This window comes from Kribbella sp. NPDC048837 (assembly GCF_055586945.1).
Genome location: NZ_JBVJHF010000005.1, coordinates 417346 through 429890, shown reverse-complemented (window position 1 = coordinate 429890; position 12545 = coordinate 417346). Strand labels below are relative to the sequence as shown.

General features: G+C 68.5%; 10 protein-coding genes. 5 read left to right on the top strand and 5 right to left on the bottom strand.

Annotated features, from left to right (window positions below):
* Positions 1-158 precede the first annotated feature (158 nt).
* Positions 159-1763: a beta-N-acetylhexosaminidase gene (locus tag ACZ6O0_RS25485; RefSeq protein WP_465767480.1), complete on the top strand. Its 1605-nt coding sequence runs from the start codon at positions 159-161 to the stop codon at positions 1761-1763.
* 56 nt (positions 1764-1819) lie between these two features.
* On the opposite strand, the gene ACZ6O0_RS25480 is transcribed toward ACZ6O0_RS25485, so the two are convergent.
* From ACZ6O0_RS25480 to ACZ6O0_RS25460, 5 genes are all read right to left on the bottom strand, one after another.
* A complete protein-coding gene (locus ACZ6O0_RS25480; RefSeq protein WP_465767479.1) occupies positions 1820-3880 on the bottom strand; it encodes an NPCBM/NEW2 domain-containing protein in 2061 nt (686 codons plus the stop codon).
* Positions 3881-3912: 32 nt separating this feature from the next.
* The gene (locus tag ACZ6O0_RS25475; protein ID WP_465767478.1) at positions 3913-5904 is read right to left on the bottom strand and encodes an alpha-galactosidase; all 1992 of its coding nucleotides are present in this window, start codon (positions 5902-5904) and stop codon (positions 3913-3915) included.
* Positions 5901-6722 carry a carbohydrate ABC transporter permease gene (locus tag ACZ6O0_RS25470; protein WP_465767477.1) on the bottom strand — a complete coding sequence of 274 codons (822 nt, stop codon included), beginning with the start codon at positions 6720-6722 and terminating at the stop codon, positions 5901-5903. The genes ACZ6O0_RS25475 and ACZ6O0_RS25470 overlap by 4 nt, the downstream gene beginning before the upstream one ends.
* A complete protein-coding gene (locus ACZ6O0_RS25465) occupies positions 6719-7486 on the bottom strand; it encodes a carbohydrate ABC transporter permease (protein ID WP_465767476.1) in 768 nt (255 codons plus the stop codon). The genes ACZ6O0_RS25470 and ACZ6O0_RS25465 overlap by 4 nt, the downstream gene beginning before the upstream one ends.
* Before the next feature lie 179 nt (positions 7487-7665).
* Positions 7666-8949: an ABC transporter substrate-binding protein gene (locus ACZ6O0_RS25460; RefSeq protein WP_465767475.1), complete on the bottom strand. Its 1284-nt coding sequence runs from the start codon at positions 8947-8949 to the stop codon at positions 7666-7668.
* Between the two features lie 219 nt (positions 8950-9168).
* Here ACZ6O0_RS25460 and ACZ6O0_RS25455 point away from each other — a divergent pair, with 219 nt between their 5' ends.
* From ACZ6O0_RS25455 to ACZ6O0_RS25440, 4 genes are read left to right on the top strand one after another with little or no spacing between them, the layout of a single operon-like run.
* Positions 9169-9891 carry an SDR family NAD(P)-dependent oxidoreductase gene (locus ACZ6O0_RS25455; RefSeq protein WP_465767474.1) on the top strand — a complete coding sequence of 241 codons (723 nt, stop codon included), beginning with the start codon at positions 9169-9171 and terminating at the stop codon, positions 9889-9891.
* Positions 9888-10628 carry a FadR/GntR family transcriptional regulator gene (locus ACZ6O0_RS25450; protein ID WP_465767473.1) on the top strand — a complete coding sequence of 247 codons (741 nt, stop codon included), beginning with the start codon at positions 9888-9890 and terminating at the stop codon, positions 10626-10628. Before ACZ6O0_RS25455 ends, ACZ6O0_RS25450 begins: the two co-directional genes overlap by 4 nt.
* Positions 10625-11770 (top strand): galactonate dehydratase, encoded by a 1146-nt coding sequence (dgoD, locus tag ACZ6O0_RS25445; RefSeq protein ID WP_465767472.1) that lies wholly within the window; start codon positions 10625-10627, stop codon positions 11768-11770. Before ACZ6O0_RS25450 ends, dgoD begins: the two co-directional genes overlap by 4 nt.
* Positions 11764-12543, top strand: a complete 780-nt coding sequence (locus ACZ6O0_RS25440) for a hypothetical protein (protein ID WP_465767471.1) — start codon at positions 11764-11766, stop codon at positions 12541-12543. Before dgoD ends, ACZ6O0_RS25440 begins: the two co-directional genes overlap by 7 nt.
* Positions 12544-12545: the final 2 nt, after the last annotated feature.

The window sequence follows — 12545 nt, the reverse complement described above, 5'->3', positions numbered from 1 at the left end:
AATGTCTCCTTTAGTCTCCAAACAAGCAGTTCCCGACAGGATGAGCCTGCCCGACGAGGAACGCGATGTCACTACCAAACGGCGAGTCGGCAAAGTCGGAAAGAATCCGACCGCGCTCGGTCTGCCGCCGAGGGCCTCTCGTGCCGCAGACTCAGGGGATGAATCTCCCGCTGATTCCTGCCCCCGCCCGGACGTTCGGTGACGACGGCACGTTCGTCGTTGACGAGACTGTCGGGGTCGTCGTCCAGTCGGCCGAGCTGGCCGGCCTTGCCACGCTGTTCGCCGACGACGTCCGGCTCGATGCCGGCCTATCGCTGGCGCCCTCGGGGGCCGGTATCACGGTGCTGATCGACACCGCCGGCCTTGACGACGTCGCGCCCGCGGCGGGTCTGCGGGCCGACGGTCGTGCTGACGCCGACGAACGGTATGGACTCGAGATCACCAGCACGGGGGTCCGGGTCTGGGGACCGACCGCCGAGGCGGTGCATCGTGGGCTCACCTCGCTGCGTCAGCTGATCACGGCCCAGGTGGCCGACGGCACGGCAACGTTGCCGGTGGCCCGCATCGTCGACGGGCCCCGGTTCGCCTGGCGCGGGCTCTCGCTGGACGTCGTTCGTACCTTCTACGGCCCTGACGCGATCCGGCGGGTCATCGACATGTGCTCGCTGTACAAGCTCAACGTGCTGCACCTACACCTCACCGACGACCAGGGCTGGCGGTTCGAGGTCCCGTCCCGGCCGGCGCTCACCGAAGTCGGCGCCAGTGGTGCGATCAACGATCGTCCTGGTGGGTTCTACAGCCAGGCCGAGTTGGCCGAGCTCATCGCGTACGCCGCCGAGCGGTTCGTCACTGTGGTTCCGGAGATCGACATGCCCGGCCACACCGCGTCCGTGTTCCGCAGCTACCCCGAGCTCGCGCCTGCGGAGATCCGCACCATCGAACTCGGCAACGGAGCCAGTCTGCAGCTCAGCACGCTCGATCCGGCTCGGCCTGAGACGTGGGCTTTCGTCGAGGACGTGCTGGATGCCGTCATCCCGCAGTTCCCGCAGAGTGCGTACGTACACATCGGCGGCGACGAGGCCTGGGGCATGTCCGACGAGGACCACGCCGCCTTCGTCGAGCGAGCCGCCGCACTCGTCCGCGCCCGCGGGAAGCGCGTCGTCGGCTGGCAGGAGACTGCCCGCGCCACCATCGACCCCGCCGACGTCGTGCAGTACTGGCTCGACATGGACCTCGACTCGATGAACGACGCCCCCGCCGGCGCGACGATGCCTCCCGAGGACCTGCTCCCGATCCTGATCGAGGGCCTGCAGAAAGCCAAACACGACGCCCCGAAGGCCCTCGCCCAAGGCGCCCGGCTCCTGGTCTCAGCCAGCACCTGGCTCTACTTCGACCGCCCCCACGCCGACACGTCGTCCGACCCCGCCCAGGAGGAGACCCGCAAACACGTCGGCCTCCCGTTCTACGCGCCCGCCTCCATCCGAGACAGCATCTCCTGGGACCCGGTCGACAACACTCCCGGCGTCGAGTCGGATGCTCAGGTGGCCGGCGTAGAAGCAGCCATCTGGTGCGAAACCATCCCCACGGAGTCCGACCTCCAGTTCATGCTCCTCCCCCGCCTCGCCGGAGCCGCGGAGAGGTCCTGGTCTCCCCAATCCCCCACCAACTGGCCCAACTACGCCGCCCGACTGGCCCACCAGTCAGCCCCCTGGCAACGCCGCGGCTGGACCTGGTTCCGCTCATCGAACGTCGCCTGGAAATAGCCGCCGCCACCAGCGTGGGTGGGAGACCGGTCAGGCTCTCCCACCCACCCCGGAGATCAGCAGGTAGCCGTTGGGGCTGCCCAGTCGGCTCGGTCGTTGTAGCCACCGTCGCCGGCGTCGCCGACGATGAGGTCGAGGACGCGTACTCCGGTCAGGTCCACATCGACCTGCTTCGGGGTGAAGCGGTCGACGACGCCGCTGTCGAACAGCACCTTGCCGTCACCGACCACCTGGAACGTCGAGGTCCCACCATCAGGCCCGACGTTGCTGACCACGTCGTCGATCCCGACGGTCCCGGTCAGCCGGGTGCAGGACTTCCCCAGGTAGTAGCGGATCAGCGACGGCGACGCGACGCCGATGCCGGTCGGGTACGTCTGCCCGACGAGCTTGATCGGGTTCCCACCGCCGACACTCTCGTCGATCGTCGGCGACATCCAGCCACTGGTCGCGCTGATCCACTCGTGGTGCGAGAGCGGAACAGTCCCGTCCGGCGGCGCCGGCGCGACCACCACCGGTGACACGGTCGTCTGCCGCTGCACGCCGTACCCGATCGTCTGGTACGACGTCGACGCGGTAAGACTCGCGGATCCGGGTGCGGCCCCAGCAGGCAGCTGCACGGTGAACCCGAACACAGCCTGCTGGCCCCCGGCCAGCAAAACCGGCGCCTTCGACAACGGCTTGACCGTCCACCCGGTGCCACCGGCAACCGTCACCGCCGGCTCGAGCACCGGCAGCAGCCCATCGTTGCGAACGGCAACCTGCACCGTCAGCTCGTCGCCCCCGGCAACCACCGGTGCAACACCCTCGGGCTGCGCGTCCGTGCCAACCTTCGTCACCTGCGGAATTCCCGCCGTGACATGCGGGATCCCCGGTACGCCGGTCGCCGGCTGCACCCGGAACAGCGCCGTACCGTGCGCCGGAACAGCCGCACTGATCACGCCGGCGCTCTCGGTCACCTTGTCGGTCCACGCGTTCTTCAGCGTGAACCGCGATCCCTGCAGACCGACCGCGGCCGCCGTCGTGGTCAGCGTCTTCGCACTGTCACCACGGTTGAGCAGCACCACCGCACGGCTACCGTCCGCGAGCCGCTTCACCCACGTCTCCGTCGTCCCCGCGGCACCGACCCGGACAGCCTGAACCGCGGCCCGGTCTTGGTTGATCGCGAGTACGTCGGGATCGGTCAGCATGCCGACCGTCGTCGCACTGAGCTTGCGGATGTCGCTGCCCACCACGAGCGGAGCCGCGGCGACCGCCCACAGCGTGAACTGCGTCCGGAACTCCTCGTCGGTCATCCCGAGCTCGGGCGCGAGGTAGTCGGGGTCGCCGAACGCCCCCGGCTTGACCACCTCAGGGTGCCGCGCGTTCGCGTCGTAGTTCCGCAGGACGTCCTTGAACTTGATGTCGCCCTGGAAGCCGACATCGGTGTACGTACGCCACGACTGGGCGATCCCCGGCGCATAAGTCCAGGAGTTGATCGACTGCTGCGATTCCGGGTAGTTGCCCCAGTCCGGCGAGGTGACCGGGTTGCAGAGGTTGAAGATCATCGGCCGGTGGCTCGCGTTGTTCCGCAGCGCCTGCGCGAACTCGGTGAACACCGTCTTCGGGTCGAGGTCGGCCGCGATACCGCACAGGTAGTCGACCTTGACTGCGTCGAAGCCCCACGCGGCGAACTGATCGGCGTCGCGCTGGTAGTAGCCGCCGCTGCCGAGGCCGCACTTGCCCGGGATGTACGGGCCCGCGTCGGTGTAGATGCCGGCCTTCAGGCCCTTGCTGTGGATGTAGTCGACGAGCGGCTTGAGGCCGTTCGGGAACTTGGCCGGGTTGGGGACCAGGTCACCGGCCGCGCTGCGCGACTGGTCGGCCTGCCAGCCACCGTCGAGCCAGACGATGTCGTAGCCGGCCTTGGCCAGCCCGCGGCTCACCAGCGAGTCGGCGACCGACTTGATCGTGTCCTCGGTGAAGTCACCGCCGAGGCCGTAGTAGGTGTTCCAGCCCATGTACGGCGTGGGGCTGAGCACGGGCGCCGCGGCCGGAGTGGCCGTGGCTGAGGTTGTGGTGGTGGCGAGTGAAGCGGTCACCAGGACCGCCGCGATCACCCCACCGAGGAGTCGCTTCATCTGTTGTCCTTTGCTGCCGTTGAGCGGAGCGGTCAGTCGAGTGCTTCGACGACCAGGCAGTTCGAATCGGCCGAGCCGTCCCAGCGGACGCCGACCTGCAGCAGATAGCTGCCCGGGTGGACCTCGTCTCCCACCCGGTAGTTCGTCGCGGGATCCAGCTGGACGAGCGGCACACGTCGCGGCCTGGTCGGCAACGTCCCGCGCACGTTGCCGTCACCCGTCTCCCACAGGAACACCACGGACCGCGTCGTACCGACGTACTGCAGGCCGGCCTCGAGTCCGTAGACCTTGCTGTTGGCAACCACATCGCGGATGCCCTGGTACTGCTCGATGTGTCGCGCGGCGGTCGCGAGCTGGTCGTCGGTCCAGCGCGAGAGGTCCGCACCGATGCCCAGAACGCCGGACATCGCGACGTGGAAGCGGAAGTCGAGGGACCGGTCGCGCCCGTCATGGGTGCCGACGGCATCGGTGACCCACGAGCTCATCAGGTGGGGCGCGAAGCCGGTCCGGAAGCCGCGCTGGATCCTGAGCCGATCCAACGGGGCCGTATTGTCGCTGGGCCAGAGCGTGTCGACCCGCGCCGCCATCCCGAGGTCGACGCGAGCGCCGCCACCCGCGCACCCTTCGACGTACACGTCCGCGTGCTGGGCGCGGAGCCGGTCGAGGATCGCGTACAGGTTGGCGACCACGCGCCCGTCCAGATCTCTGCGCTGGTCGCCACTGTCGAGCCGCGGCCGGTTGGCATCCCATTTCAGGTAGGTGATCCGGTACGACGACAGCAGTCGGTCGAGCGTGGTCCAGATGAAGTCGGCGACGTCGTCACGGCTCAGGTCGAGGAGCAGCTGGTTGCGGATCAGGATCGGATCGCGGCCGGGGGTGCGCAGGATCCACTCCGGGTGCTTCGCGGCCAGCTCGGAGGACGGGCTCACCGACTCCGGCTCGACCCACAGGCCGAAGTCGAGCCCGATGTCTTTGAGTTGCCCGATGAAGGTGTCGAGGCCGTCCGGGAACTTGGCTGGGTCGACGTGCCAGTCCCCGAGCCCGCCGGCGTCGTCCGAGCGTCCGACGAACCAGCCGTCGTCCACCACGAACGTCTCGACGCCGATGCTCGCCGCACGCCGCGCCAGCTCGAGCTGGTGGTCGGCGCGGATGTCGAACTCGGTGGCGAACCAGGAGTTGTACAGCACCTTCGGGGTGAGGTTCCTCGACAGCGCGCGTTCGTAGTCGTGGAAGACCCGCGCCAGCCCGTCGGATCCCTCCGCACTACAAGCTCCGACCGCCTTCGGCGAGACCCATGTCTCCCCCGGCCCGAGCTTGATCCCGAGACTCGACGACACCCGCCCGGCCTGGATCCGCAGCTGACCGGTGGTGTCCACGTCCGCGGTCATCTCCCACGACCCGGACCACGCCAGCTGTACGCCGTACGCCAGGTCGCCGTCGGTCGCGAGGAACGGTGAGTACGAGTGCCCGGTGATCCCCTGTGCACTCCCGATCGTGAACCGCCCGCGCTCCAACGTCACCTGTGACTGCTGGAACTCGCTGTTCCACTCACCCCACAAGTACTTGACGGTGTTGCCCACGGGCACGGTGAACCCGGCCGAGTCGTGGCGGTGCAAGGTGAGCTCGTCGTCCCCGTCGTTGTGCACGGAGACCCACCGCTCCACCGCATCCCCGGCCATCCGGTAGTGCAGGACGAGGCGAGTTGCTCGCAGCTCGTCCACGAAGGTCAGCTCCAGCTGATCCCCGGCGGTTGCGTGGACGAACTGCGGGCGCAGTTCGTCCACGCCGTCCGGGCCGCTCACCACCAGGTCCACGGGTGCCGCGTAGCGGACGCCGCGAACGGCGTACTCGAGGGGTTCTACGTCGGCTCGTGGGAGGAAGTGTTCGGTGCCTTCCGGGGCTATGACCGACGGACCTTCGGCGACCGCGTGGGGGCCCCAGGCAACCAGTTGGGCCCACTGGCCGTGATCGGGTACGCCGACGACGTACGACGTCGTCGTACCGCGGAGGGTCCAGGTTTTCACTTGACCGCCCCGATCGCGAGGCCGCCGACGAAGTGTTTCTGGAAGCGGAGGAAGACGGCGACCGTCGGGACGGCCGCGATGACCGTGCCGGCGGCGATCACGTTCCAGGACGAGACGAAGAGACCCTGGAGGCCGAGCAATGCCGGCGTGACGGGCATCTTCTCGCCGGAGCGGATCACCGTGATCGACCACAGCAGGTCGTTGAAGATCCACGTGAAGGACAACGCACCGAGCGCGGCCAGAGCCGGCCGCGTCAGCGGCAGGATCACACTCGAGTAGATCCGCCCTGGCCCGGCCCCGTCGATCGTCGCCGCCTCCTGGATCTCCCGCGGCAGATCCCGCATGAACCCGTGCAGCACGAACGTGTAGAACCCCAGCCCGAAGCCGACATGGACGGCGATGAGTGCGATGAGAGTGTCGTAGTACCCGATCAGTTCCACGAACCGCGAGATCGGGATCAGCAGGATCTGCGGCGGCAGCAGGTTCCCCATCAGCATGAGCAGCAGCACGGTCCGCCGGAACGGGATGCTGTACCGCGCCAGCCCGTACGCCGCGATCGACGCCAGCCCGAGACTGAGGATCACCGCCGGGATCGTCACCAGCAGACTGTTGATCAAGGCCCGGAACTCGTCCGCGTCCTCCCACGCCGACTTGTACGTCGAGAACGTGAACGAGTGCGGCAACGACCCGAGCCCGTTCGCGGCGACGTCGTCGAAGCTGCGGAACGAGATCACGATCACCCACAGGATCGGCGCGATCCACAGGAACGAGACGAGCCCCATCGCCAGGTGGTAGCCCGACGTCTTGAGCCGGTTCATGTCTCCTCCCGGAAGGCACGGATCAGGTAGCCGAGGATCACGGCCAGCGCGAGGACGAAGATCACCACGGCCAGCGCGGACGCGTAGCCCAGTTGCGTGGATTGGAACGCGGTCGAGTACATGTACGTGCTGAGCAGCTCGGACGAGTGGTACGGACCGCCCCTCGTCATCGACCAGACGATGTCGAAGGATCGCAGCGAGTCGATCACGATCACCGACAGGACGACGGAGTTCACGCCCTTGAGCTGCGGGATCGTGACGAAGCGCGTGCGCTGCCAGGCCGAGGCGCCGTCCACCTTCGCGGCCTCGTACAGGGCCGGGTCGACCGCCTTCAGGCCGGCCAGGTACAGCACCATCACGTACCCGATCTGACGCCACAGCGCCGGCACGATCACGGCGTACAGGGCGGTGTCGGGGTCGGCGAGCCACGGCCGGATGAAGTTGCCCAGGCCAACGGATCGGAACACGGTGTCGACCAGGCCGTCCGGCTGGTAGAACACGCGCCAGATCAGCGCGGTGACGACGAGCGAGAACACGACCGGGGTGAACAGCGCGGCCCGGTAGATCCCGACGCCCCGCCGCTCCCGCTGGAGCAGCAACGCCATCCCGAACCCACCGACCACACTCAACCCGCCGAACAGCACCAGCCAGATCGCCGTGTTCTTCAAGGCAGTCCGGAAGATCGGATCCGACACCATGTCCCGGAAGTTGCCGAACCCGACGAACCGAGGCGCCGACAACCCGTCCCAACTGGTCAACGCCAACCAGAACCCTTGCAAAGCAGGCCAGAACACCCACACCGCTTCAATGAGGAACGGCACAAGGACGAACGCCAGGATCAACGGCGACACCCGCCGCGGTCCCGAGTTCCTGGTACGCCGGGACGCACCCCCGCCGGTCCGTGGCGCGGACCGGCCGGGGGCTGTCTCTGTCAAAGTGGAAGTCACGCCTTGAAGACCTTGTCTGCGGCGGCTTGCCAGTCCTTGAGGATCTGGTCGATCTGGTCCGGCTTGTCGAGGAACTTGGTGAGGGCGGCGTCAGCGGTCGGCTGGAGCGCGTCACTGGAGTCGCGGTTGAAGAACTGGGTCAGCTCGGCCGCGCTCTCGATCATCGCCTTGCCCTTGTTCACCAGCGGGGTGTCGGCGGACTTCCCGTCCGGGTTCGCGGGGATCGCCGTACCGGACGAGCTCTGCACGTAGATCTCCTGCGCCTCCGGCGTCGCCAGCCAGGTCATGAACTTCTTCACACCCTCGGGGTCCTTCGCCTTCTTCGACGCGAAGTACCCGTCCGTCGGCGCCTCCTCGGCCACCGGTACGGCGGGATCGATGATCGGGAACTGGAAGAAGTCGATGTCGTCCAGTGCGTCCTTCGGCGCGGAGTCGGCGAAGAAAGTCCCGATCAGGAACATCCCGGTCTTGCCGGCCAGCAGCGCCGACGTCGCCTCCTGGAACGGGAACGACTTGCCCTTCGGGTCGAAGTACGGCAGCGCCTCGCGCCACTTGGTGAAGACCGCCTTCACCTTCGGGTCGTCGAAGCGGCCCTCGCCGGCGAGCAACTGCCGGTGGAACGGCGCCCCGTTGATCCGGATGTTCAGGTAGTCGAACCACGCCGACGCCACCCACGGGGTGTCGCCGAGCCCGATCCCGATCGGCGGGACACCCTTGCTCTGGATCGTCTTGCAGACCGCCAGGAACTCGTCCCAGGTCTTCGGCGGGGTCACGCCCCACTTGGCGAAGTTCGACTTGCGGTAGAACATGCCCCACCAGTAGTAGCTGGTCGGCACGAAGATCTTCTGCCCGGCGCTGCTGGTGGACAGCGTCTGCATCGACTTCGGGTAGTTCGTCATGCTGTCCCACACGCTCGACACGTCGAGCAGCAGGTCCTTCTTCGCGTACGAGTCCGCGACCGAGCCGGCGTACCAGGTGTAGACGTCCGGCGGGTTCGCCGAGGTCAGGTACGTCGGCAGCTGGGTGCGGAAGATCTCCGCCGCGACCGTGTTCAGCTTGACCTGGGAACCGCCGGTTTTGTTGTACGCAGCAACGAGCTTCTCCATCGCGGCCTTCGCCTGCTCGCTGGAGAGGTTCGACTGCAGCGAGAGCTCACCAGTGGCCGCGCTGCCGCTGCCCGGACTCTTCGTCGAGGTCGCGCACCCGGGCACCAGGGCCGCCGCCCCGAGAAGTCCGAGTCCCTTGAGGAATGTCCGCCGATCTGCTGCCAGACCCGTCATGCCAACTCCTGAGATCGCCTCGACGGTCATACCGGCCGAGTGAGTGGTCCTTGTTGCCGACGATCTTGCGGCGAGCCGCCCCGGGTGTCAATATTAATTCGTAAATTACGAGCAAATCGCTTGACGTGGCAGTGGCGTCACGGTCAACTGGTGCCTCGTTCATCGTTGGAACGCTTCGCCGCACGTGCTTGGGTGGGAGCGGCGTGGGAGGAGTGGCGGGTGCGGCTGGCTGGGCGGGTGATCGTGGTGACCGGCGCGGCGTCGGGGATCGGCGCGGCGTGTGTCGAGCGCTGCCTCGCCGAGGGTGCGTCCGTGGTGCAGGTCGACGTCCAGCCGTGTCCGGAGGTCCCGGGCCGGACCATCGCCGTACTGGGGGACGTCTCCGCGCCGGACACCTGGGACCAGGTGCGGTCCCGAGGTCGCGACGAGCTCGGCCCGATCGACGGGCTCGTCAGCAACGCCGGCTTCGCCGACGTGAAACCGGCCCACGAGCTGTCGCCGCGGTCTTGGCAACGACAGCTCGACGTCAACCTGACCGCCGCGTTCCTCGGGTTCCAGGCGCTGTACGACGACCTGGCGGCGGGCGCGGGGTCCGTCGTACTGATGTCGTCGGTGCACGCTCTCGCCGGTCTGCCCGGGCATCCGGCGTACGCGGCGACGAAGGGCGCGCTGGTCGCCCTCGGTCGCCAGTTGGCGGTCGAGTACGGCGGCTCGATCCGGGTGAACACCGTGCTTCCGGGCCCGATCGAGACCGCGATGTGGGACCGCGTCGACGCCGACGGCCGGGAGCAGAGTGCCCGGGCGACGGCGATCGGGCGGCTCGGGCAGCCGGACGAGGTGGCTCAGGTAGTGGCGTTCTTGTTGTCGGCTGAGGCGTCGTACGTGACCGCTGCCAGCCTGGTGGTCGACGGCGGATGGTCCGCGGCGAAGGACTCGGCATGAGGGAGAACGGTGTGACGGGGATCCAGCGCGGGGTGTCGCGGGGACTGCACGGGCAGATCGTGGAGGTGATGGCCGATCGCATCTTGTCCGGGCAGATCCCGGAGGGCGCGACCATCAACGTGACCGAGCTGCAGTCCGACCTCGGGGTCAGCCTGACCGCGGTCCGGGAGGCGTTGAAGGTCCTGACCGCGAAGGGCCTGGTCGACGCGCGACAGAAGCGCGGCACGTTCGTCCGCCCGCGCTCGGACTGGAACCTGCTCGACGCGGACATGATCCGCTGGCATTTCAAGGACGCCGACGCCCGGCCCGAGTTGCTCGAGGAGCTGCACGAGGTGCGCGGGATCGTCGAACCGGCCGCGGCCCGGCTGGCCGCGCTGCGATCCGACGACGCGGACCTCGCGGCACTCGACGAGGCGCTCGCGGCGATGGAGTCCGCGGGTGACAACCTCGCCGCGGCGGCCGCGGACCTCGCGTTCCACCGGGCGTTGCTGGCGGCAACGGGCAACGAACTGCTGACGAAGATGGAAGTGATCATGGAGACCGGGCTCGCCGATCGCGACCGGCTGGTGCACAAGGTGAAGCCGTCGGACGACCCGATACCGAGCCACCGGCGCGTGCTCGACGCCATCCGGGCGCACGACTCCGTCGCCGCCGAGCAGGCGATGCGGGAGCTGCTGGCCAAGGCCGCGGAGGACCTGACCGAGGTTCGCGGTTCCTCCCGTGGACGGCGCCGGTGAAGATCGAGCGGATCGAGACGTTCCTGGTCCCACCGCGCTGGCTGTTCTGCCGGATCGAGACGAGCGACGGCGTCGTCGGCTGGGGCGAGCCCGTGGTCGAGGGCCGGGCCGAGCTCGTCCGGACCGCGATCGACGTCCTGTCGGAGTACCTGATCGGCCAGGACCCGTTGCAGATCGAGCGGCACTGGCAGGTGCTGACCAAGGGCGGCTTCTACCGCGGCGGGCCGGTGCTGAGTAGCGCCGTCGCCGGGCTGGACCACGCGCTCTGGGACATCGCCGGCAAGGTGTACGGCGCTCCCGTCGCGGCGCTGCTCGGCGGACGGGTCCGCGATCGGGTGCGCGTGTACTCGTGGGTGGGTGGCGACGAGCCGTCCGAGGTCGGGGACGCCGTCGCCGAACAGGTCGCCGCGGGGATGACCGCGGTGAAGATGAACGGGAGCGGCAGGATCCAGCCGTCGCCGTCTCTTGCCGAGATCAACGACATCGTCGCGCGGTTGGCCGCCGCCCGGGAGGCCCTCGGCGACGACCGCGACGTGGCGATCGACCTGCACGGCCGGGTCGGAGTTGCCGGCGCGCGGCGGATCCTGCACGCCGTCGAGGACCTGCAGCCGTTCTTCGTCGAGGAACCGGTGCTGCCCGAGCACATGACCCACCTGTCGGAGGTGGTCAGCACCTCGACGGTTCCGGTCGCGCTGGGCGAGCGGCTCTACCATCGCGCCGAGTTCGTGGCGCCCCTCGACGCCGGCGTCGCGGTCGTCCAGCCCGACGTATCGCACGCGGGCGGGATCTCCGAGTTGCGGCGGATCGCCGTACTGGCCGACACGCATGGCGCGATGCTGGCGCCGCACTGTCCACTCGGGCCGATCTCGCTGGCGGCGAGCCTGCAGGTGTCGTTCGCGACGCCGAACTTCCTGATCCAGGAGCAGAGTCGCGGCATCCACTACAACCTGACCAGCGACCTCACGTCGTACGTCGCGGACCCGGCGCCGTTCGCCTGGGTCAACGGGCACGCCGAGTGGAATCCCCTGCCTGGCTTGGGAATCACGATCGACGAGGACGCCGTCCGCGCCGCCGACAAGACCGGCCACGCCTGGCGCAACCCGGTCTGGGCCCACGAGGACGGCTCCTTCGCCGAATGGTGACCGTAGACCTCGTCGACGGCGGCCGCTGGACCTCGCTCCAACTGGCCAACCGGGAATGGCTCTGGCCAGGCCCGGCTCTGGTGACGGGTCCTCGCACCGGCATGACGGCGTTCATCGACGCCGGTGGGGTCGACGAATGCTTCCCCACCGTTCGCGGAACACCTGACCATGGCGGTCTCTGGAACCAGCCGTGGGACGGCGCGGTCACCTATGGCGACGCGACCCTGACCCGCGCGATCACCTCCGGCACGGACACGGTCGCCGTCGACTACCGGCTGGAGGCGCCGGCCGGATTCCGCTTCGTCTGGGCCGCCCATGCGCTCCTGGACTGCGCCGTCGGCGCCACCATCGCGGCACCTGGCGGAACTACCTGCTGCCTCTACCCGGAGGCCGCACCGTTGCTCCCCTGGGCCTGGCCTGACGGCGAACCCTGGGTCACGACCGCCTGGCCGACACCACTTGATCTGACCACCTACGGCCCCTCCGACGGCACTGCGGTCGGCGGGGTTCTGGTCGACTGCCCGTCGGTCTCGGTCCGCGACCGGGGCGCCGAGCTCACGATGACTTTGAGTTGCCCTGGGCAACCAGTCTCCACGGCGTTCTGGCGCAACCAGGGCGGCTTCCCGGACGACGCGCCGTACCGGAGTCTCGGTGTGGAGCCGATGCTGGGCCGGGTGTTCGACCTCGCCGAGGCGGGGCCGGAGGATGCCGCGGTGGTGCCGGCCAGCGGTGAACTGGCCTGGCGGCTGACCCTCTCCGCCAGGCCGGTCTGATG

Coding starts and splice junctions, on each gene's coding strand:
- ACZ6O0_RS25485 (WP_465767480.1), top strand. CDS start 159: ATGAATCTCCCGCTGATTCCTGCCCCCGCCCGGACGTTCGGTGACGAC.
- ACZ6O0_RS25460 (WP_465767475.1), bottom strand. CDS start 8,949: ATGACGGGTCTGGCAGCAGATCGGCGGACATTCCTCAAGGGACTCGGA.
- ACZ6O0_RS25480 (WP_465767479.1), bottom strand. CDS start 3,880: ATGAAGCGACTCCTCGGTGGGGTGATCGCGGCGGTCCTGGTGACCGCT.
- ACZ6O0_RS25450 (WP_465767473.1), top strand. CDS start 9,888: ATGAGGGAGAACGGTGTGACGGGGATCCAGCGCGGGGTGTCGCGGGGA.
- ACZ6O0_RS25440 (WP_465767471.1), top strand. CDS start 11,764: ATGGTGACCGTAGACCTCGTCGACGGCGGCCGCTGGACCTCGCTCCAA.
- ACZ6O0_RS25470 (WP_465767477.1), bottom strand. CDS start 6,722: ATGAACCGGCTCAAGACGTCGGGCTACCACCTGGCGATGGGGCTCGTC.